Genomic DNA, 21911 nt, shown 5'->3' on the forward strand with positions numbered 1-21911 from the left:
CGGGCTCAGGCTTCGAGCCAGCACTTTGCCAGAGCGTACCCGTTCATCAGCTCCTGATGCGGATCGTCGACCCAGCCGGCGACCTTGGCGCCCGTCGCGTCGATGAACTGATTGAACATCGGCAGGATCAGGCCACCTTCGTCGCGGACGAGCATCGCCATGTCGCGATACATCGCCTTTCGCTTGGCTTCGTCGAGCTCGGCACGCGCCGCCAGCACCATCTTGTCGAACTCGGGACGCTTGAAACGCGTGTCGTTCCAGTCGGCCGTCGACAGGTACGCAGTCGAGTACATCTGGTCCTGCGTCGAGCGTCCGCCCCAGTAGGAGGCGCAGAAGGGCTGCTTGTTCCATACTTCCGACCAGTAGCCGTCGCCCGGCTCGCGCTTGATCTCCAGCGTGATGCCGGCCTTGGCCGCGCTTTGCTGGAACAGCTGCGCGGCATCGACGGCGCCGGGGAAGGCGACGTCCGATGTCCTGAGCAGGACGGCGCCGTCATGGCCCGACTTCTTGAAATGAAACTTGGCCTTGTCGGGATCGTATTTGCGCTGCTCGATGTCCTCGGAAAACAGCGGATAGGCCGAGTTGATCGGGAAGTCGTTGCCGAGCGAGCCATAGCCTCTGAGGATCTTGTCGAGCATCTCCTCGCGGTCGATCGCCAGCTTCAGCGCCATGCGCAAATCGTTGTTGTCGAACGGCGCCGTGTTGCAATGCATGATGAAGACGTAGTGGCCAGGACCCGCATGGTTGCGGATGGTGACGCCGGGCAGCCGCTTGATCAGGTCGACGATCTTCGGCTCGACGCGGTTGATCATGTTGACCTGGCCGCCCTGCAAGGCCGAAGTGCGCGCCGTGGCGTCGTTGATGACGATGATCTCGATCTGGTCGGCATGGCCCATCTTGTCGGCCTGCCAGTAATTGGCGAACCGCTCGCCGCCATGGCGCACGCCGGGCTCGTTGGTGGTGATCTTGTAGGGTCCGGCCGAGATGCCGGCGTCGGCCTTGTCCTTGCCGCCATTGGGCTGGATGATCAAATGGTAATCGCTAAGCAGATAGGGCAGGTCGGCATTGGCTTCCTTCAGCGTCAGCACGACTTCCTTGCCGCTGGCCTTGATGCTCTCGATGCCTTTCATGTAGCCGAGCGCGCCCGACTTCGACTTCTCGTCCGAATGGCGTTCGAGTGTGGCGGCGACGTCCTCGGCGGTTACCGTCTTGCCGTTATGGAATTCGACGCCGTCGCGAATCTTCAGCGTCCAGACCTTGGCGTCGTCAGACGAGCCGATCTCCTCGGCGATGCGGTTCTCGAGCGTGCCTTCCGGGGAAAGCTCGACGATCAGTTCGCCCCACATCTTGCCGAAGGCGAACGGCACCTGCGTCATGAACAGGGCCGGATCGAGGCTGTTGGTGGACTCGCCGCCGACCAGGCCGGCCTTCAGCGTGCCCCCCTTGACCGGACCCGCGGCGCGCGCCGCACTCGAAAGCAGCGAGTTGGCGAAGATCGCGGTGACGCCGAGCGCTGCCGCCCGGCCGAGAAAATCACGACGGCTCAGTTTGCCGGACGCGACGCGCCGGCTGAGAAATTCCAGTTCGTTTGACATGTTGAGTTCCTCACTCTGTTGGTTCGACCTTGTGGTCGTTTTTTATCATTTCTTGTGAGGAGAATAATGACCGCAAGGGAACGCCGTAAGCAAGACCGAATGCGACATGCCGTGGCGTAAATCGTACGTCGCAATTGGACCAACCCGCGTAAGCGCTCAAAGCAGCGCGCGCGGGATTTTCTCTTCGAAATTGCGCTCGAAAACCAGTTTCTCGCCTTCATAGGCTTCGATTCTGGCGCTAACCATGAAGCTTTGCGCGTCGGACCGCATTTCGGCTGACGTTTCGGTGCGCACCGACCATCCATTTCGCGACAGCGTCTGCGTCCAGTGCGTCTTGCCCGACGCTGACAGCGGATTGTCAGGATGGATCGCCCATGTCTCGCGGGCGACGCTGCCATTGGCGAGGCCATGCTCCAGGTCGCGCACCTCGCCGAAATCGTCGACAATGGAAAGCGTGACGATTCCGGTCTTCTCGTCGCGATCAACATGACGCTCGGAATTGGCGGCACGGACCGTTTCGGTTGCCCAGGGCACGGCTGCCTCGGACGTAGGGAACGTGACTTCGTCGCCTTGCGCCGGCGGACGCAGCGGCAGCTTCAGCGTAGCCGCCGACAGGTCGAGCCGAACCGGTTCCGGCGATGGCCAGATCATTGGCCAGTAGGCGTTCGAAACGGCAATACGCAGGCGATGGCCTGATGGCACGCGATAGGCGCATTGGTCGAGCACCACCCGCGCCAAAACGATCTCTTCCGGCACCAGCGCCTCGGGGAATTCATGCGAGTTGCGGTGCGTCAGGTTGAGCACGCCGTAGGAGATCAATTCGGATGCGCCGTCAGGATGCACGTCGCACAGCCGCACCGCGATGTTCGCCTGCGGTCGATCCGAGGCGACCTGGATCAAAACCTCCGGCGCGCCGACAATGTCGATCGCCTCGCCGAGCGGGGGCTGGTCGAAACACACCGACAGCGCATCGTCGGGGCGCTGGTCGCCGGGCAGTTCCGGCCCGAAGGTGAAGGGGAAATATTCGCCGCCGGCGAGGCCGCAGCTTTGTGGCGAAGCCACGATTGCAGGCCTGGCGCCTTCCGGGATCAGTTCGATCGCCTCAGCCTTGATGTTGGGCGATGGCCAGTCTGCTTCGGCAACCCAGCGGCCGGGCCGCTCGGGATGCCAACGCGCGGGGCGCACGCTGTCCATCACATAGGCGCGGTAGGCCGGGTCGGCCTCGACGCCGGTGTCGATGCCTTTCAACCAGCGGTCCCACCAGCGCAAGGCCTCCTGCAGGAAGCCGATCGCTGGTTTCGGTGCGGCGTAATGCGGGTACTTGTGGATCCACGGGCCGACGATGCCCTTGACCGGCGCCTCGATATTGGCCGCGAGGTAGGAAACCGTATTGCGATAGCCGTCATGCCAGCCGCCGATCGACAGCACGGCGGCTTGGATGGCGGAATAGTCCTCGCAGATCGAACCGCGCTTCCAATAGGCGTCGCGGTGCTGGTGTCTCAGCCACAGCGGCGCCAGGAAGGGCTGGTTCTCCAGCCGGGTCAGCCATAGGTCGCGCCATTTGTTGTCGCCGGCCAGCAGCGGGTCCGGTGGCCGCGACGAATAGGACAGCATGGTCGAGGCCCAGCCGAAATTCTCGATCAGCAGGCAGCCGCCCTTGTAGTGGATGTCGTCGGCATAGCGGTCGACGGTCGAGCACAGGCTGATGACTGCCTTCAACGCCGGCGGCTGCTTGGCTGCAACCTGCAGGCAGTTGAAGCCGCCCCAGGAGATACCCATCATGCCGACATTGCCGTTGCACCAGGGCTGGGCGGCCGCCCAGGCGATCACATCGCAGGCGTCCTGCAATTCCTGCTCGGAATATTCGTCGTCCATCAGCCCTTCGGAATCGCCATTGCCGCGCATGTCGACGCGGATCGATGCATAGCCATAGCCGGCGAAATAGGGATGCGTCAGCTGATCGCGAAAGATCGTGCCGTCGCGCTTGCGGTAGGGCAGGTGCTCGAGGATCGCCGGCATCGGATCGTCGGCGGCATCGGCCGGCATCCACACCCGCGCCGACAGCCGGCAGCCATCCGGCATGACGATGCCCATGTCCGGAAACTCGACGACCTTGCGGGGAAATTCAGTGACGGTTTTCATGCGGGCGACTCCAGGACCGCCAAATGATGGAGCCCGTGGGACGTCGTCGTGGGCCAGCCAACGAATTCGGCTGGTCAATCCGCGTCAACTCAACGGAATGTCGTTTTCGTCCTTGCTCGCCTGGTAAGCGCTGGACAGTTCGTCGTAGCGCGCCGAGATCTTGCCGATCCGTGCTTCCAGCCGCTTGCGCTCGGCCTCGGGCAGCGACCGCACCAGTCTTCGGATCGAAAAGCTCTTCCAATAGGCGTTCTCGGCATTGTAGCCGCCAGGGTCGAGGGTGAAGACCTCCTTCAGGATCTTCAGGTCGTGTGGGATGGCGAAGCTGTCGCGCGAATCCTCGTGCGAAAACAGATAGTAGAAATTGTCGAAGCCGGTCCAGGTGATCGCCGACAGGCAGAGCGAGCAGGGTTCGTGCGTGGCGAGGAAGATCGCGTCCTTGGTGTCGACGCGCTCGGCCTTCGGCATTTCGTAGAACCGCTTCAGGCAGTGCACCTCGCCATGCCAGAGCGGATTTTCCGCCTCGTTGTTGGTTTCGGCGAGCACCAGCGAGCGGTCATCCTTTCTCAAGATCGCCGCGCCGAACAGCTTATTGCCATGGGCGACGCCTTCGGCCGTCTTCGGCACGATGTCATGCTCGATGACGTCGAGCAGGCGGTCGATCAGCGAAGTATCGGCCATTATTGGCTCCTGTCCGGCAGATCGATCTCGTAACCGTGCGAGAAATGGCACTCTTCGAGGTTGGAGCCGTCGCCACCGCGGTCGACGACGAGAAAATCCTGGGCCTCACCGATCGGCGTCAGCACGCCGTGCCACCGATTGCGTGGGTAATTGACGCCTTGCCCGGGCGCGGTGATGAATGCGTGCGGCTCTCCTGGGCCTTCGTCGCTGTCATGGCAGACGACGACCAGGAACGGCCGTGGCGACAGCGGGATGAAAGCCTGGCTGCCGAACGGGTGACGCTCGACCATGGTGAGCTTCAGCGGAAAATTGTAAGGCGTGCCGCGCACCATAGATATCAGCACGCGCGCATTCGGTCCCTGCGCCTCGGCGGTGGCGAGGTCGTGGTAGCGTTCCGCCTTGCCGCCATTGATCGGGTAGTGATTGTCGCCGCCCATATCGATGACGTCGCCGAATTCAGCGAAGTTCTCGCGGGTCAGCGGGCGCGCCACAATGCGGCTCATGGCGCGCGCCTCGCGACGCCGGCGCCGCCAAGCTTGGCATGCCGGTTGACGTCCTTGTAGAGCAGATATCGGAACTGGCTCGGACCGCCGGCATAGCAGGCCTGCGGGCAGAAGGCGCGCAGCCACATATAGTCGCCGGCCTCGACCTCGACCCAGTCCTGGTTAAGGCGGTAGACCGCCTTGCCCTCCAGCACATAGAGGCCGTGCTCCATGACATGGGTCTCGGCGAAGGGGATGACCGCGCCCGGCTCGAGTGTAACCAGGGTGATGTGCATGTCGTGGCGCATGTCTTCAGGATCGACGAAACGCGTCGTCGCCCATCTGCCTTCGGTGCCGGGCATGGGCGTGGGCGCGATGTCCTGTTCGTTTGCAAAAAGGGCTTGCGGCGTATCGATGCCCTCCACGGCTTCGTAGGCTTTTCGGATCCAGTGGAAACGAACGGGTGCGCCGCCCTCGTTGCGAACGGTCCATCCGCTGGCCGGCGGCAGGAAAGCAAAGCCGCCCGGCTGCAGGACATGTTTCTCGCCAGCCAGCAAAACGGTCAGCTCGCCCTCGACCACGAACAGGGCGCCCTCGGCGCCGGCATCCGGTTCCGGCCGGTCGCTGCCGCCGCCGGGCGCGACCTCGACGATGTATTGCGAAAACGTCTCGGCAAAACCCGACAGCGGGCGCGACAGCACCCAGACGCGGGTCTCGTCCCAGAACGGCAGGGCGCTGGTGACGATGTCCTGCATCACCCCCCGTGGAATGACGGCATAGGCCTCGGTGAAGACGGCCCGGCCGGTCAGCAGCTCACTCTGGCCGGGGTGGCCGCCCTGCGGCGCGTAATAGGTTCGGTCGGCCATTTTCATCGTATCCATCAGTTCAGAGCCTGTTGCGGAAGCCAGGCCTATTGCGGAAGCATGTCCTTGAGGCGGAGCAGTGCGATACGCTCGACCTGTTTGCAGGCGGTTTCGAATTCAACGCCGCGGCTGTTGCCGATGCGCGCCTCGAACTCCGCCAGGATTTCTTCCTTGGTCTTGCCTTTCACCGCGATGATGAAGGGAAAGCCGAAACTGGTGACGTAGGCGGCATTGAGCTTGGAGAACAGCTCGCGCTCTTTATCGGTCAGCGCCTCGAGCCCGGCGGAAGCCTGTTCCCTGGCCGATTCCGTTGTCAGCCGCTTGGCCTGAGCCAGTTTTCCGGCAAGGTCGGGATGGGCGTTGAGCACGGAGAGCCGCTCGGTCTCGCTGGCGCCGCGAAAGACACGGCACAGCGCATTGTGCAGACCGCCGGCACTGTCATGCGCCGGACCGAGCTCCAGCTCATAGGCGCGCTCGGCGATCCACGGCGAATGCTCGAATACGCCGCCGAATGCCTGGACGAAAGCCTCGAATTCCATCTTCGACGGGCGCAGCGTCGGCGGCCGGAACGGATGGTTCTCTTGCCAGTGCCTTGCAATGTCGATGCGTCGCGCCAGCCAGACCCTGTCGTGCGATTTGACGTAGTCGACGAAGCGCTTCAGCGCCGCGACCCGGCCCGGCCTGCCGACGAGGCGGCAGTGGAGGCCGATATTCATCATGCGCGGCCGCCCTGCCTTGCCCTCGGCATAAAGCGTGTCGAAACTATCCCTGAGATAGGCGAAGAACTGGTCGCCCGAGTTGAAGCCCTGCGGCGTGGCGAAACGCATGTCGTTGGCGTCGAGCGTATAGGGGATGATGAGCTGCGGCTTTGCCGACCCGTCCGGCCCACCATGCTCGAACCAGTACGGCAGCTCGTCGTCATAGGTGTCCGACACATAGTCGAAGCCGCCCTCTTCCGCCGCCAGCCGCACGGTGTTGATCGACGTGCGGCCGGTGTACCAGCCGGTCGGCCGTGCCCCGGTCACCTCGTAGTGCAGCCGGATTGCCTCGTCCATGTCGCGGCGCTCGTCCTCCGGCGCATGGTCGCGATAGTCGATCCATCTCAGCCCGTGCGAGGCGATCTCCCAGCCGGCCTCCTGCATCGCCACGACCTGGTCGGGCGAACGCGCCAGTGCTGTGGCGACGCCGTAGCAGGTGATCGGCACCTCAGCCTCGGTGAACAGGCGCAGCAATCGCCAGAAGCCGGCGCGGGCGCCATATTCGTAGATCGATTCCATGTTCCGGTGGCGCTGCCCGGGCCAGGGTGCAGCGCCGACGATCTCGGACAGGAAGGCTTCCGAAGCCTTGTCGCCGTGCAGGACGCAATTTTCGCCGCCTTCCTCGTAATTGACGACGAACTGCACCGCGACATGCGCCCTGCCGGGCCATTTCGGATCCGGCGGATTGGCGCCGTAGCCGCGCATGTCTCGTTCGTAACGCATTGTCGCTCCTGCCGGATAGTGTGATCAGGATAGTCGAAAGGATTGCTTGCGCATTCCCCCGAAAATTTTTGAAAGTGTTTTTGCAGCACTTCACTCGACCGGGACTTATGCATCGCCTTTAATTGGCGCACAATTCGTCAAGCACGTTTTGAGTGTACCGGAATGGGAGCAGCCAGTGGCGGAAACGTCGAAAGCCGAAGGCGGACGTCTGACGACCCATGTCCTCGACACCGCGACCGGCAGGCCGGCGGCAGGCCTGTCGATCGAGCTTTACCGCATCAACGACGACATGCGGACGCATCTGAAGACAGCGGTCACCAATGCCGACGGCCGGTGTGACGCGCCGCTGCTTGCCGACGCGGAATTCCGCACCGGCGAATACGAGCTGGTCTTCGCCGCCGGCGACTATCTGCGCCGGCAGGGATTGAGACTCCCGGAACCGGCCTTCCTCGACAGCGTGCCGATCCGCTTCGGCATGGCCGAGCCGATGCACTATCACGTGCCGCTGCTCATATCGCCCTACGGCTATTCGACCTATCGGGGGAGCTGAGACATGACGAGACTCAAGATACGCAATGAGATACGCTTCATCCTCAATGGAGAGGATGTTGCGCTGACCACGGTCGCGCCCGACGAGACCTTGCTCGACTGGCTGCGGCTCGAGCGCTCGCTGCGCGGCACCAAGGAAGGCTGCGCCGAGGGCGACTGCGGCGCTTGCACCGTGCTGGTCGGAAGGCTGTCAGGCGGCCGGCTCGTCTATGACAGCGTCAATGCCTGCATCCGCTTCCTTGGCTCGCTCGATCGCACGCATGTCGTAACCGTCGAGCATCTGCGCGGCGACGGCGAAAAACTGCATCCGGTGCAGCAGGCGATGGTCGATTTCCACGGCTCGCAATGCGGCTTCTGCACGCCGGGCTTCGTCATGTCGCTTTATGCCCTGTGGATGCGGTCACCGGAGCCATCGGATGCAGCCATCGAAAAGGCGCTTCAGGGCAATCTCTGCCGCTGCACCGGCTACGAGGCGATCATGCGGGCGGCACGTGCCATCTCCAGCTACGGCAAGGCGGCAAAGGATCCGCTGGCAGCGGAGCGCAAGGCGATCACGAGCAAGCTCGAAGCGATGAAAGACGGTTCGCGCATCGAGATCGGCGCCGGCAAGCAGCGCCTGGTCGTCCCGGCCGATGCCGACGACCTCGCCGCCGTGCTCGACAAGGAGCCGGGCGCCACCATCGTTGCCGGTTCGACCGATGTCGGCCTGTGGGTGACCAAGCACATGCGCGAGATTGCGCCGGCGATCTTCATCGGCAATCTCGACGGGCTGTGCCGGATTTCCGAAGACAAGGGCATCATCTCGATCGGCGCTGGTGTCACCTACACCGAGGCTTTCTCAATGCTGGCGAAACGCATCCCGGCGCTGGGCCCGCTGTTCGATCGCATCGGCGGCGACCAGGTGCGCAACATGGGCACGATCGGCGGCAACATCGCCAATGGCTCGCCGATCGGCGACACGCCGCCGCCGCTGATCGCACTCGGCGCGCGGCTGACGCTGCGCCGCGGCAACAAGCGTCGGACGATCTCGCTTGAAGACTTCTTCATCGCCTATGGCAAGCAGGACCGACAGCCGGGCGAATTCGTCGAGGCCGTGCATGTCCCAGTGCCGGGCAGGGATACCAAATTCGCCGTCTACAAGATCACCAAGCGCCGTGACGAGGACATCACCGCCGCACTTGGCGCATTCCTGCTGGCCCTGGCCAAGGACGGCACGGTGGCGGAGGTGCGCATCGCCTATGGCGGCATGGCGGCAACGCCGAAGCGGGCTTTCGGCGTGGAAAAGGCGCTGCTCGGCAGGCCCTGGACGGAACCGACGGTCGAGACCGCCATGGCCGAGTACGCCAAAGACTTTACCCCGCTGACCGACATGCGGGCGAGCGCCGAATACCGGGCGCTGGCGGCGCGCAACCTGCTGTTGCGGTTCTTCGCCGAGACCAGCGGCACCAAAGCACCGATCCAGATATCGCGCCACGAGGCGGCGTGATGACCAAGCACGCTCCAAACCTCAAGGCGCAGAAAATCGCTGGTGGCGTTGCCACCGACCAGCGTCATGATTCCGCGCACAAGCATGTCCGCGGCACGGCCGTCTATATCGATGACATGCCGGAATCATCCGGCATGCTGCATGGCTGCCTCGGGCTTTCGACGGCCACGCATGCCACCATCAGCAGCATGGACCTGGCGGCGGTGCGCGCAGCACCCGGCGTCGTCGACGTGCTGACGGCGAGCGACGTGCCGGGCGAAAACGACATTTCGCCGACCGGCCGCCACGACGAACCGGTGCTGGCCGACGGCAAGGTGCAGTTCTTCGGCCAACCGATCTTTTGCGTCATCGCCGAAACCCGCGAGCAGGCGCGCCGCGCCACAAGGCTGGCCAAGGTCGAATACAAGGAATTGCCTTTCGTCACCGACATCGGCGTCCTCGATCCCAGGAAGGACAAGCTGGTCACGCCGCCGCTGACCCTGAGGCGCGGCGGTGCCGCGGCTGCGATCAGGGCGGCGCCGCGCCGGCTGAAAGGAAAAATGCGCATCGGCGGCCAGGACCATTTTTATCTCGAAGGCCAGATCGCCATGGCCATTCCCGGCGAGGATCAGGACGTCACGATTTATTCGTCGACCCAGCATCCGAGCGAAATCCAGCACATGGTCAGCCATGCGCTCGGCGTGCCGAGCCATGCCGTCACGGTCGAGATCCGCCGCATGGGCGGCGGCTTTGGCGGCAAGGAAACGCAAGGCAACCAGTTTGCCGCGCTCGCGGCGATTGCTGCGAAAAAACACCATCGCGCGGTGAAAATCCGGCCCGACCGTGACGACGACATGATCGCCACCGGCAAGCGCCATGACTTCCTCGTCGATTACGAGGTCGGCTTCGACGACGAGGGCAATATCCTCGGCGTCGATTTCATGTTTGCGGCGCGCTGCGGCTTCTCGGCGGACCTGTCGGGCCCGGTCACCGATCGCGCGCTGTTCCACTGCGACAACACCTATTTCTGGCCGGCGGTTCATGCGCAATCGGCGCCGCTCTACACCAACACCGTGTCGAACACCGCCTTCCGCGGCTTCGGCGGGCCGCAAGGCATGGTCGGCGCCGAGCGTGTCATCGAAGAGGTCGCCTTTGCCGTCGGCAAGGACCCGCTCGAGATTCGCAAGAAGAATTTTTATGGCACCAGCGACCGCAACGTCACGCCCTATCACCAGACGGTCGAGGACAACATCATCCACCGCATCGTCGCCGAACTGGAGGCGAGTTGCGACTATGCGAGGCGTCGCCGCACCATTGAAGCTTTCAACGCCAACAGCCGCTTCATCAAGCGTGGATTGGCGCTGACGCCGGTCAAGTTCGGCATCTCGTTCACCGCGACGCACTACAATCAGGCCGGCGCGCTGGTGCATGTGTACACCGACGGTTCGGTGCATCTGAACCATGGCGGCACCGAGATGGGGCAGGGTCTCTACGTCAAGGTGGCGCAGGTGGTGGCGGAAGAATTCCAGATCGACCTCAACCAGGTAAAGATCACCGCGACGACGACCGGCAAGGTCCCGAACACCTCGGCGACGGCCGCATCGTCCGGTTCCGACCTCAACGGTATGGCGGCGCAGAACGCGGCCCGGCAGATCAAGGAGCGGTTGACCAACTTCGCAGCCGAAAAATACCAGGTGCCGCGCGACCAGGTGCTGTTCCTGCCCAACCGGGTGCGCATCGGCAACCAGGAGATCGCCTTCGCCGATCTCATCAGGCAGGCCTATATGGCGCGCATCCAGCTTTCGGCGGCGGGCTTCTACAAGACGCCGAAAATCCACTGGGATCGCGACAAGGGCGAGGGTCGTCCCTTCTATTATTTCGCCTATGGCGCCGCGTGCTCGGAAGTCTCGGTCGACACGCTGACCGGCGAGTATGTCGTCGAGCGCACCGACATCCTGCACGAGACCGGCCGCTCGCTGAACCGCGCCATCGACCTTGGCCAGGTCGAAGGCGGCTTCATCCAGGGCATGGGATGGCTGACGACTGAGGAGCTTTGGTGGGACGAAAAGGGCCGGCTGCGCACCCATGCGCCGTCGACCTACAAGATTCCGCTCGCCTCGGACCGACCGAAGATCTTCAATGTGACGCTGGCCGATTGGCCGGAAGCGAGCGAGCCGACGGTGCACCGCTCCAAGGCGGTCGGCGAGCCGCCGCTGCCGCTCGGCATCTCGGTGCTGCATGCGCTGTCGGATGCGGTGGCAAGCGTTGCCGGCCATCGGATCTGCCCGCGCCTCGACCCACCGGCGACGCCGGAGCGGGTGCTGATGGCGATCGAACGGCTGAAGAGGGAAGCCAAGGCTGGTGCTTGAACTCGGTCCCGGGTTCGTACAAGGCGTGCAATCCGGGCCGAAAAACCCTATGTTTCCCGATAGGGAAAGCAAAAACATGACCTCGAAAGTGCAAACCCTGAAAGCATTTCTTGGCGGCGCCGGCCGGGTTGCCCTGGTCGAGGTGGCTGGGACCAAAGGCTCGACGCCCCGCGAGAAGGGCGCCTTCATGCTCGTCTCGGGCGCGGCGATTTTTGGCACGATCGGCGGCGGCCAGCTCGAATTCATCGCGATCGACAAGGCGCGGCAGCTGCTCTTCTCCCCCCTTGAGGGGGAGATGGCCGCGGAGCGGCCAGAGGGGGCCGGTAGAGGAAGCACGCGACCTAAGAAAATGTCGAGCACTGCCGCGGCGACCCCACCCGACGGCTTCGCCGCCACCCTCCCCTCAAGGGGGAGGGATACGCGCACGACGCTCGATGTCCCGCTCGGGCCCGAGATCGGCCAGTGCTGCGGCGGCAGGGTCGAGGTGCTGATCCGGCGGGTCGACACGGCGTTGGCGCAAGAGCTGGTCGCGGCGGCGGACGCCGAGCAGGCGCAGTTGCCGCATGTCTACATCTTCGGCGGCGGCCATGTCGGCCAGGCGCTGGCCTCGGCGGTGGCCTTGCTGCCGGTCCGTGTCGTCGTTGTCGAGACGCGGGCCGAGGCGCTGGAGGGCATGCCGGACACGGTCGAAACCAGCCTGACGCCAATGCCCGAGGCGATGGTGCGCAAGGCTTCGGCTGGCGCCGCATTCGTCGTCCTCACTCACGACCACGCACTGGATTTCCTGATCGTCGCCGAGGCACTGAAACGCCGGGATGCCGCCTATGTCGGCATGATCGGCTCGAAGACCAAGAAGGCGACATTCAGGAACTGGTTCCTGAAGGCGGCGGACGGCAGCGAGGCGCAATTTGCCGGCCTCGTCTCGCCGATCGGCGGCGATGCGGTCAAGGACAAGCGTCCGCAAGTCATTGCGGCCTTGGCGGCGGCCGAGATCATGACGGCACTGGCCGCCCATGCTGGCGCGCGAGCCGCGCCGCACCCCGTCTCTCGTGGCAAGGCAATGGCCGGCTGACGGCCAGAATTCGAGCAACGCTCATTTGCCGGCCAGAATTTCTTTGATCAGCCGTTGGCAGCGCTCGGCCATGAAATCGAGCAGCAGCCGCACCTTCGGGTCCTGCAGCTTTTTGTGCGGGTAGACGGCGGCGAACTGCACCGGCGTCGGTGGCGTGTCGGGCAGGATCACCTTCAGACGCCGGTCGCGGATGAACGGCTCGACCTCGAAGCGCGGCTTGTTGATGATGCCGCGGCCCGACAGCGCCCAGCCGGTCAGCACGTCGCCATCGTCGGTGTCATAGGGTCCGTGCACCTCGAATTTCCGCGGACCGTCGGCCGTCTGCAGCGTCCACACATATTCGCGCGCGCCGGCGTAGCGCAGCATCAGGCAATCGTGTTTGTTGGCGATCAGTTCCTGCGGCTCGGTCGGTTCGCCGCGCGTCTCCAGATATTTCGGCGCCGCCACCAGCACCCGCTCGCACTCCATGATGCCGCGCATTCTCAGGCTGGAATCCTCGATGATACCCAGTCTGAACGCGACGTCGATGCCTTCCTTCATGATGTCGACATTGTGGTCCGAAAGCCTCAGCCGAACCTCGATGTCAGGATATTTGTCGTGGAAATCGGGGATTCCCGACGCCACCAGCCGCCGGCCGAGGCCAAGCGGCGCTGTCACCTTGATGGTGCCACGCGGCTGGCCGGACAAAGCGCTGACAGCGGCTTCCGCCTCGGTGACCGCCTCAAGCACCTGCTTGGCGCCGGAGTAGAACACCGTGCCGTGCTCGGTCGGCATCAATTGCCGCGTCGTGCGATTGAACAGCCTGACACCGAGATGTTTTTCGAGCTCCTTGATGCGGTTGGAGGCGACCGCTGGCGAAATGCGCATGTCGCGCCCCGCCGCCGACAGATTGCCGAGCTCGACGACGCGAACGAAGACGGAGATGTTGTCGAGATAGGCCATGCGGCTTTGGGGCTCTCATGCGGCTGCGCAGGGATAACCCTAGTGCATGACCCCGAAAAATCGGAATCGATTTTCGGAAAGGATCATGCACCAGATAAAAGTTCTACAGCGTCCTTTGCGCGTCCAACGGACGCGCGGCGCTGTAGTATTTTCCATTTTTTTTTGAAAGTCATCGTGCCGCTCGGCCCTTTCCGTTTGCGCTCCAGTCCGTAAAGTCACCCAATCGGCAGGGACGACTTTTCAATGATCGATTTTGCGATTTTCTGGGACTGGCTGAGTTTCGCCGTGCGCTGGCTGCATGTCGTCACCAGCATAGCCTGGATCGGCTCGTCCTTCTATTTCGTCGCGCTCGATCTCGGCTTGCGCCAGCGTCCGGGCATGCCTGTCGGCGCCTTCGGCGAAGAATGGCAGGTGCATGGCGGCGGCTTCTACCACATCCAGAAATATCTCGTGGCGCCGACCGAAATGCCTGAGCACCTGACTTGGTTCAAATGGGAATCCTACGCTACCTGGCTGTCGGGCTTTGCCATGCTGTGCGTCGTCTACTATGCCGGCGCGGACCTCTTCCTGATCGATCCCAACGTGCTTGCCATGTCGGTGCCTACAGGCATCTTGCTGTCGCTGGCGACGATCGGCGTCGGCTGGGTGGTCTACGATCTCTTATGCCGTTCGCCCCTTGGCAGGAGCGACACCGGCCTGATGCTGGTGCTCTATGGCGTGCTGGTGTTCATCGCCTGGGGTCTTACCCATCTGTTCACCGGCCGCGCCGCTTTCCTGCATCTTGGCGCCATCACCGCGACGATCATGTCGGCCAATGTCTTCATGGTCATCATTCCGAACCAGAAGATCGTCGTCGCCGACCTGATCGCCGGCAGGAAGCCAGATCCGAAATACGGCAAGATCGCCAAGCAGCGCTCGCTGCACAACAATTACCTGACGCTGCCCGTTCTCTTCCTGATGCTGTCGAACCACTACCCGCTGGCGTTTGCTACCCAGTTCAACTGGGTGATCGCCTCGTTGGTTTTCATCATCGGCGTGCTGATCCGGCACTATTTCAACACCATGCATGCGCGCAAGGGCAACCCGACCTGGATCTGGCTGGCTGCCGCCGTCCTGTTCGTCGTCATCATCTGGCTGTCAACCGCGCCGAAAGTGCTGACCGGCGAAGTCAAGGCGTCCTCGACGGCACAGGTCTATATCGCCTCGGCGCATTTTCCCGCAGTGCGCGATACGGTGCTTGGCCGTTGCTCGATGTGCCATGCGCAGGAGCCGTCCTACGATGGCATCTATCACGCGCCGAAAGGTGTGATGCTCGACACGGACGCCGGTATCGCCGGGCAGGCCCGCGAGATCTACCTGCAGGCCGGCCGCAGCCACGCGATGCCGCCCGCCAACGTCACCCATATCACCGACAAGGAGCGGGCGCTGCTGGTGGCATGGTTCGAGGAGGCGGGGAAATAAGCATGACCAGCACGCTCCTGCGCGGCCGCACGCTGTCCTTCCTGCGCTGGCCTGAGACCGTCGACGACCATTCCGCCTGGCGCTACGAGGACGACGGCGGCCTGCTGCTTCGCAACGGCAGGATCGTTGCCGCGGGCGCCTATGCCGACGTCGAGAAAAAGGCTGATGAAGGCGCAAAAAAGATCGACCACCGTCCGCATTTGCTGCTGCCTGGTTTCATCGACCCGCATGCGCATTTTCCGCAGATGCAGGTCATCGCCTCCTACGGCGCCGAACTGCTCGACTGGCTGAATACTTACACCTTTCCCGAGGAAACCAAATTCCAGAACGCCCAGCATGGCCGCCGCATCGCCAGGCTGTTCCTCGACGAGATGCTGCGCCACGGCACGACGACCGTCGCCGCCTATTGCTCGGTGCACAAGGAATCGGCCGAGGCGTTCTTCGCCGAGTCGCATCACCGCAACATGCTTAACATTGCCGGCAAGGTGATGATGGATCGCAACGCACCGGAGGGCGTGCTCGACACGCCGCAATCGGCCTATGACGACAGCAAGGCGCTGATTAAGGAGTGGCACGGCAAGGGGCGCCAGCACTATGCCATCACGCCGCGCTTCGCCATCACCTCCTCGCCCGAACAGTTGGAAATGGCGGGCGCGCTCTGCCGCGAACATCCTGATCTGCACATGCAGACGCATCTGTCGGAAAACCACGCCGAGATTGCCTTTACGCTGCAACTCTACCCGCGGGCACGCGACTATACCGATGTCTACGAGCACCATGGGCTGCTCGGGCGCAAAAGTCTGTTCGGCCACTGCATCCATCTTTCGGAACGCGAGGCGGATGCGCTTTCGGAAACGGGCTCGGTCGCCGTGTTCTGTCCGACCTCGAACCTGTTCCTCGGCTCGGGCCTGTTCGACTATCAGCGTTACCGCCGCCGCGAAAAAGCACTCCGCATCGCCACCGCCACCGATATCGGCGGCGGCACCAATTACTCGATGCTGCGCACCATGGATGAGGGCTACAAGGTGATCGCGCTGAACGGCGAGAAGCTCAATCCGTTCCAGTCGTTCTGGCAGCTCACCCGCGGCAATGCCGAGGCGCTGTCGATCGTGGAAAGGATCGGCACGCTCGACCAAGGCAGCGATGCCGACATCGTCGTCCTCGATGCCCGCGCCACGCCGGCCATGCGGCTGCGGATGGAGACGGCGGACACGCTGGCGGAGGAGCTGTTTCTGCTGCAGACGCTGGGCGACGACCGTGCCGTGCGCGAGGTCTACGTCGCCGGGCGGGCGATGAAGACCGATATGGCGGTTTAGCTATCCCACACGCCCCGCTTGACCCAGCGGCAGCCATCGGTCAAAGGGTGCCGCGACGTTGATAGGGGAACGACATGGCCGTTGCAGACGATATCGCTCTGATCCAGAAACAGGAAGCCGAGCTTGTCTTCTCGGTCTTCGATGAAGCTGTCGCCTTCAAGATCGGCTCGACGATCCGCGACCGGGCACTGGCCCAGAGCTTGCCGATCATCGTCGACATCAGGACCTTCGACCGGCCGCTGTTCTACGCGGCAATGCCGGGCTCGAACGCCTCCAATCCGGATTGGGCGCGGCGCAAGATCAACGTGGTGCAGCGGTTCCTGAAAAGCACCTACCGCATGGTGCTGGAGCAGCAGCGTCCCGACCGCAGCTTCAAGCCAGGCGAGGGGCTCGACATATCGGACTATGTGCTGGCCGGTGGTGGCTTTCCCATAACGGTCAAAGGTGCCGGCGTCATCGGTGTGATCGCGGTCTCGGGCCTGCCGGAGCGTGAGGATCACGGCGTCGTCGTCGATGCGCTGTGCAGCCACCTCGGCGTCGACGGGCGCGAGCTGGCACTGCCGCCGGAAGCAAAATGACGGCGCTCGATCCCAAATCCTTCCTCGCCGCCATCTTCAATGCCGCCGTTGCCGCCGCTGATCCGCAGAGGACGATCAGGGATCATCTGCCGGCAATGCCGAAGGGGCGCACCATCGTCATTGGTGCAGGAAAAGGCTCGGCGCAGATGGCGGCGGCTTTCGAAAAAGTGTGGGACGGGCCGATCGAAGGGCTGGTCGTCACCCGCTACGGCTATGGCGCGGCATGCCAGCGCATCGAGATCATCGAGGCGGCGCATCCGGTGCCGGATGCCGCAGGGCTCGAAGCGTCGCGCCGGCTGCTCGAAAAGGTGCAGGGGCTGACCGCGGACGATCTGGTCGTGGCGCTCATCTCCGGCGGTGGCTCGGCGCTGCTGCCGGCGCCCGCCGAAGGTCTGACGCTGGCCGACGAGATCGCCGTCAACGAGGCGCTGCTCGCCTGCGGCGCGCCGATCGCCGCCATGAACACCATCCGCAAGCATGTTTCCACCATCAAGGGCGGCAGGCTGGCGGCAGCTGCCTATCCGGCAAAGCTGGTATCTTTGGTGGTCTCCGACATTCCCGGCGACAATCCGGCGCTTGTCGCTTCCGGCCCGACCGTTCCCGATTCCGGCAACCGCCAAGAGGCGCTGGCATCGATCGCCGCCTATGGCATGAAACTGCCGGCTGCCGTGATGGCGCATATCAATTCGCCGGCCGCCGATGCGCCGCGCGTCGATGATCCGCGTTTTTCGCGCAACGAAGTGCATCTGATCGCCTCGGCCGGCGTCTCGCTGGAAGCGGCTGCGGCCGAAGCCAGGCGCCATGGTATTGAGGCGGCCATCCTCTCCGATTCCATCGAGGGCGAAGCGCGCGAAGTTGGGGGTGTCCATGCGGCAATCGCCCGTGAAGTCGCGAAGCGCAACCGGCCCTTCCCGAAGCCCGTGCTGATTCTATCAGGCGGCGAGACGACGGTGACCGTGCGGGCGAAGGGCAAGGGCGGTCGTAACACCGAGTTTCTGCTTGCCTTCGCCATCGGCATCAGCGGCATGGAGGGCGCCCATGCACTGGCCGCTGACACCGATGGCATCGACGGTTCGCAGGACAATGCCGGCGCCTTTGCCGACGGCTCGACGGTGTCGCGGATGCGGGCGGCAGGCGTCGATGCCAAGGCGATGCTTGCCGGCAACAATGCCTGGACGGCATTCAACGCCGTCGGCGATCTCTTCGTGCCCGGCCCGACCGGGACGAACGTCAATGATTTGAGGGCAATCCTGATCAGATAGGGGTCAGGCGGCCATCAGCTTTTTCACTGCCTTCATGTCCTGCAGGAACCGCTCGCGTTCGGCCTGCTTGTCCGCCGGCTCGCGAATACGCAGGATGAAGGACGGGTGGATGGTGACGAACACAGGCAAGCCATCGTCCCGATCCACGACCGCGCCGCGCATCTTCATGATCGGCACGACCTTGCCGAGCAGTGACTGCGCCGCCGTTGCGCCGAGCGCCACCGCCAGATTGGGCTTGATCAGATCGAGCTCCCTGTCGAGCCACCAGCGGCAGGCCTGTACCTCGCCGGTATTCGGCTTCGAGTGGATGCGCCGCTTGCCGCGCGGCTCGAACTTGAAATGCTTGACCGCATTGGTGACATAGACTTTCAGCCGGTCGACGCCGGCATCGTCCAGGATGGCGTCGAAGACTTTTCCCGCCGGACCGACGAAAGGTTTGCCGGCCAGATCCTCCTGGTCGCCTGGCTGTTCACCGACGAAAACCACCTTGGCCTTGTCAGGCCCTTCGCCGAACACGGTCTGCGTTGCGTTGCGCCACAGCGGGCAGCGGCGACAGGCCTTCGCCACTTCGCTGAGTTCGGGAATGGTGCTTGCGCCATCGTCTTCTGCCGTCTCAGGCAATTCAGGCTTGGGCCAGCGTCTTGCCTGCACCTTGGCGTGGTGTGGAGAATTTGTCTGCATCCTGGCGATCATGGCTGATGCGGCCTTGCCCGCTGCTGCGATCAGATGCGGAATGAGCGAAGCCCCAGAAAGGTTCCTTCAAATAGCCGGGACCCGGCTTTCGCTGGGCGAATGACCGGCGATGCGATGCCTCACACCTCGTGCAGATAGAGATGATAATCCAGTTCGCTGACCGTGCGCGCCACCCGCAGATATTCGGATTGCTTGATCGCCACGAATGTTCGGTGCAGGTCTTCCCCCAGCGCCGCTTTGAGGAATGTCGAGGCCCTTGCCGCCTCGATCGCGGCGCGCCAGTCCACCGGCATGGTGGTGCGCGTGATTGCTGATTCGTAGCCATTGCCGGTGGTTTCGGGGCCTGGATCGAGGCCCTCATCGAGACCCTTGACGATGCCGGCCAGCACGGTTGCCGCCACCAGATAGGGGTTGGCGTCGACGCCCGACGGCCGGTGCTCGATGCGCCGGTTTTTCGCGTCGCCAGCCGGCACGCGCAATGCCACCGAGCGGTTGTTGACGCCCCAGGTCGGCGCCACCGGCGCATAGGATTGCGAAACGAAACGCCGCCATGAATTGGCGTGCGGTGCAAACACCAGCATCGATTCGGCCATGGTCTGGATGAGGCCGCCCAGTCCGCGCAGCAGCGGCAAGGACCAGGTCTCACCGCTGGCTTCGGCAAAGACGTTGTTGCCGGCCTTGTTCTGCAGCGAGACATGGAAATGCATGCCGGAGCCGGCGTATTTCTCGATCGGCTTGGCCATGAAGCAGGCAGTGACGCCGTGGCGGCGCGCCTGCGCCCGCACCAGCCGCTTCAGCATGACGAGGTCGTCGGCGGCCCGCATCACGTCCTTGCGATAATTAAGCGTCAGTTCGTACTGGCCGGGCGCATATTCGGAAATGACCGTCTCGGCTGGGATGCCTTGCACCCTGGCCGCGGCATAGATATCGGAAAACAGCGGCTCCATGCCGTGCAGATGGTCGACGGAATAGACCTCTGTCTTGGCCGAGCGGCGGCCGTCGAGCACCGCGTGCGCCGGCTGCACCTTGCCGTCGGCGTCGCGCTCGTTGGCAAGCAGGAAGAATTCGAGCTCGAAGGCGCCGGCCGGATGCAGGCCCTTGGCCGCCAGTATCTCCACCTGACGGCCCAACGCCAGGCGCGGGTCGGAGGACATCGGCTGGCCATCGAGATGGTACATCGCCATCAGCACCTGGCCGCGCGGCGGCTGTGTGCCGAACAGCGGCACCAGCGTGCCGGGGATCGGCCATGCCCGCAGGTCGCCGTCGCCCGTCGTCCAGATCAGTCCGGTCTCGTGCACGTCCTCGCCGGTGATGTCGAGGCCGAGGATCGAGATCGGCATATGCCTGCCGCCCTCGAAGATGCTCATCAACTCGTGCCGGCGCACGATCTTGCCACGCCCGACGCCATTGGCATCGGTCAGCACGATGTCGAACGCTTCGATCTCGGGATGGGCGTCGAGAAAGGTATGCGCCTCGGCGGGCGTTGAGCCCGAAGGGGAGGCGATGATGGCGTTCAAAGTTTGCTTGTGCGCTTCTCTCATGTGCAAGCTTGTCTCATGCCGCGAGCCTTGCCGCAACCGCGCCGAAGGCGGTGATCAGGCGGTTCACTTGGGCCGCGCTGGTCGCCGGCGAGATCAGCATCATGTTGTGGAACGGCGCGATCAGCACGCCGCGATTGACCAGCGCGACATGGACAGCCGCTTCGAGCGCCGGTGCGTGCGCTGCTTCCGCCTCGCCGCCATTCCTCAGCGGGCCGGGTGCGCAGATGAACTCGACGCGGGCGCCGACTCGGGCAACATGCCAAGGCAGGCGGTAACGGTCGATGACGGCGGTCAGCCCGGCGTCGAGCCGCCGCGCCAGATGGTCCATATGGCTATAGTTCTCGTCGGTCATCACCTCTTCGAGCGTGGCGCGCATCGCTGCGAACTGCAGCGGATTGGCCGAGAGCGTCGTGCCCATGCCGGAATAGCCTGGTTCCTTGGTCCTGACATAGTCGGCATAGCGGGTGGCGACGCCCTCGCTCATGCCCCAGACGCTGGCTGGCACGCCGCCGGCGATTGGCTTGCCGAGCACGAACAGGTCCGGCTCCAGGCCATGTTTCCTGGTGTAGCCGCCGGGACCGGTCGAGATCGTGTGCGTCTCGTCGATCAGAAGCAGGGTGCCAGCGGCGCGGGTGAGACGCCGCAGCGCGTTGTGGAAGCCGGGATCGGGCAGCACCATGCAGGAATTGGTCAGCACCGGCTCGGTGACGACACAGGCGATTTGCTGGTCCCGGAGTGCTGTCTCAAGCGCCGGCACATCGTTGAACTCGACGACATCGGTCGCCCGGGTCAGGTCGCGGAATTCGCCGGCCAGTCCTGGCCGGTTGGCCGGTCTGCCGCCGACCAGACGCACCATCGTCTCGTCGACCGAGCCGTGATAGCAGCCGTTGAAGACCAGGATCTTGCCCCGGCCGGTGATGGCGCGGGCGACGCGCAGCGCGAAGCGGTTGGCATCGGTCGCCGTTGTCGCAATCTGCCAGAACGGCAGGCCGAAGTGCTGTTGCAGCAGCGGGCCGATGGCGAGTGCATCTTCCGAAGGCAGCATGTAGGTCAGGCCGCGTCCGGCCTGCCTACGGATGGCGTGGGCGACCGGCGGCGGCGAGTGGCCGAACATCGAGCCGGTGTCGCCGAGGCAGAAATCATCGAGCCGATTGCCGTCGATGTCAGTGATAGTGGCGCCTCTGGCGCTGTCGACCATTATCGGGAACGGCGTCGGCCAGTCGTTCATCCAGTGCATCGGCACGCCGCCGAAGAAACCCGGCAGGCCGTTGCCGACCTTGGCTGCCGATTTCGGCCTTGCCTTGCGGAAGGCTTCGGCCTCGGTCTCGCGCAGATCCGCGATGCGAGCAGTGCTGATGCCACCGATCGCCATCTTTGAATGGTCGATTGTATGCATGAATGCCCCTCTCATGCGTCATAGGG

Annotated in this window: 18 protein-coding genes; 8 read left to right on the forward strand and 10 right to left on the reverse strand. The window is 63.8% G+C overall.

All coding sequences use genetic code 11. From position 1 onward, the window contains the following. Positions 1 to 5: 5 nt before the first annotated feature. From AC0L3O_RS16895 to puuE, 6 genes are all read right to left on the reverse strand, one after another. The gene (locus AC0L3O_RS16895; protein ID WP_473536252.1) at positions 6 to 1595 is read right to left on the reverse strand and encodes an ABC transporter substrate-binding protein; all 1590 of its coding nucleotides are present in this window, start codon (positions 1593 to 1595) and stop codon (positions 6 to 8) included. A 156-nt stretch (positions 1596 to 1751) separates the two neighbouring features. Continuing rightward, a complete protein-coding gene (locus AC0L3O_RS16900; RefSeq protein ID WP_473616108.1) occupies positions 1752 to 3737 on the reverse strand; it encodes a CocE/NonD family hydrolase in 1986 nt (661 codons plus the stop codon). An 84-nt stretch (positions 3738 to 3821) separates the two neighbouring features. Then, positions 3822 to 4415 carry a nucleoside deaminase gene (locus tag AC0L3O_RS16905; RefSeq protein ID WP_128172886.1) on the reverse strand — a complete coding sequence of 198 codons (594 nt, stop codon included), beginning with the start codon at positions 4413 to 4415 and terminating at the stop codon, positions 3822 to 3824. Beyond that, positions 4415 to 4918 (reverse strand): ureidoglycolate lyase, encoded by a 504-nt coding sequence (locus AC0L3O_RS16910; RefSeq protein WP_473536250.1) that lies wholly within the window; start codon positions 4916 to 4918, stop codon positions 4415 to 4417. The genes AC0L3O_RS16905 and AC0L3O_RS16910 overlap by 1 nt, the downstream gene beginning before the upstream one ends. Continuing rightward, positions 4915 to 5763, reverse strand: coding sequence for a bifunctional allantoicase/(S)-ureidoglycine aminohydrolase (locus AC0L3O_RS16915; RefSeq protein ID WP_473536249.1), 849 nt, complete (start codon positions 5761 to 5763; stop codon positions 4915 to 4917). The genes AC0L3O_RS16910 and AC0L3O_RS16915 overlap by 4 nt, the downstream gene beginning before the upstream one ends. A gap of 44 nt (positions 5764 to 5807) precedes the next feature. Next, positions 5808 to 7241 carry an allantoinase PuuE gene (puuE, locus tag AC0L3O_RS16920; RefSeq protein WP_473536248.1) on the reverse strand — a complete coding sequence of 478 codons (1434 nt, stop codon included), beginning with the start codon at positions 7239 to 7241 and terminating at the stop codon, positions 5808 to 5810. A gap of 175 nt (positions 7242 to 7416) precedes the next feature. Here puuE and uraH point away from each other — a divergent pair, with 175 nt between their 5' ends. The 4 genes from uraH to xdhC all read left to right on the forward strand — a co-directional run bounded on the left by uraH (position 7417) and on the right by xdhC (position 12696). Further along, positions 7417 to 7791: a hydroxyisourate hydrolase gene (gene uraH / locus AC0L3O_RS16925; RefSeq protein WP_236377917.1), complete on the forward strand. Its 375-nt coding sequence runs from the start codon at positions 7417 to 7419 to the stop codon at positions 7789 to 7791. A gap of 3 nt (positions 7792 to 7794) precedes the next feature. Beyond that, entirely contained in the window at positions 7795 to 9276 is a 1482-nt protein-coding gene (xdhA, locus tag AC0L3O_RS16930) for a xanthine dehydrogenase small subunit (protein WP_473536247.1), read from the forward strand. Further along, positions 9276 to 11624: a xanthine dehydrogenase molybdopterin binding subunit gene (gene xdhB / locus AC0L3O_RS16935; protein WP_473616110.1), complete on the forward strand. Its 2349-nt coding sequence runs from the start codon at positions 9276 to 9278 to the stop codon at positions 11622 to 11624. Before xdhA ends, xdhB begins: the two co-directional genes overlap by 1 nt. Before the next feature lie 76 nt (positions 11625 to 11700). Next, positions 11701 to 12696 carry a xanthine dehydrogenase accessory protein XdhC gene (gene xdhC / locus AC0L3O_RS16940; RefSeq protein ID WP_473536245.1) on the forward strand — a complete coding sequence of 332 codons (996 nt, stop codon included), beginning with the start codon at positions 11701 to 11703 and terminating at the stop codon, positions 12694 to 12696. A gap of 21 nt (positions 12697 to 12717) precedes the next feature. Here the strand turns inward: xdhC and AC0L3O_RS16945 are convergent, their stop codons facing one another. Further along, positions 12718 to 13638: a LysR family transcriptional regulator gene (locus tag AC0L3O_RS16945; RefSeq protein ID WP_473515205.1), complete on the reverse strand. Its 921-nt coding sequence runs from the start codon at positions 13636 to 13638 to the stop codon at positions 12718 to 12720. A gap of 243 nt (positions 13639 to 13881) precedes the next feature. On the opposite strand from AC0L3O_RS16945, the gene AC0L3O_RS16950 reads away from it, so the two are divergent. From AC0L3O_RS16950 to AC0L3O_RS16965, 4 genes are all read left to right on the forward strand, one after another. Continuing rightward, on the forward strand, positions 13882 to 15099 hold the full coding sequence (locus tag AC0L3O_RS16950; RefSeq protein WP_473616111.1) for a urate hydroxylase PuuD: 1218 nt from the start codon (positions 13882 to 13884) through the stop codon (positions 15097 to 15099). 2 nt (positions 15100 to 15101) lie between these two features. Further along, positions 15102 to 16415 carry a guanine deaminase gene (guaD, locus tag AC0L3O_RS16955; protein ID WP_473536243.1) on the forward strand — a complete coding sequence of 438 codons (1314 nt, stop codon included), beginning with the start codon at positions 15102 to 15104 and terminating at the stop codon, positions 16413 to 16415. Between the two features lie 74 nt (positions 16416 to 16489). Then, entirely contained in the window at positions 16490 to 16993 is a 504-nt protein-coding gene (locus AC0L3O_RS16960; RefSeq protein WP_128172895.1) for a heme-degrading domain-containing protein, read from the forward strand. Then, complete coding sequence (locus AC0L3O_RS16965; protein WP_473536242.1) at positions 16990 to 18255, forward strand: glycerate kinase type-2 family protein; 1266 nt, start codon at positions 16990 to 16992, stop codon at positions 18253 to 18255. Before AC0L3O_RS16960 ends, AC0L3O_RS16965 begins: the two co-directional genes overlap by 4 nt. A gap of 3 nt (positions 18256 to 18258) precedes the next feature. On the opposite strand, the gene AC0L3O_RS16970 is transcribed toward AC0L3O_RS16965, so the two are convergent. From AC0L3O_RS16970 to AC0L3O_RS16980, 3 genes are all read right to left on the reverse strand, one after another. Beyond that, positions 18259 to 18981, reverse strand: coding sequence for a UdgX family uracil-DNA binding protein (locus AC0L3O_RS16970; RefSeq protein WP_280806757.1), 723 nt, complete (start codon positions 18979 to 18981; stop codon positions 18259 to 18261). Between the two features lie 86 nt (positions 18982 to 19067). Continuing rightward, the gene (locus tag AC0L3O_RS16975) at positions 19068 to 20489 is read right to left on the reverse strand and encodes a glutamine synthetase family protein (RefSeq protein WP_473536241.1); all 1422 of its coding nucleotides are present in this window, start codon (positions 20487 to 20489) and stop codon (positions 19068 to 19070) included. Between the two features lie 13 nt (positions 20490 to 20502). Then, positions 20503 to 21885, reverse strand: a complete 1383-nt coding sequence (locus tag AC0L3O_RS16980; RefSeq protein ID WP_128168391.1) for an aspartate aminotransferase family protein — start codon at positions 21883 to 21885, stop codon at positions 20503 to 20505. Positions 21886 to 21911 lie beyond the last annotated feature (26 nt).

Source organism: Mesorhizobium sp. WSM4810 (assembly GCF_055811235.1).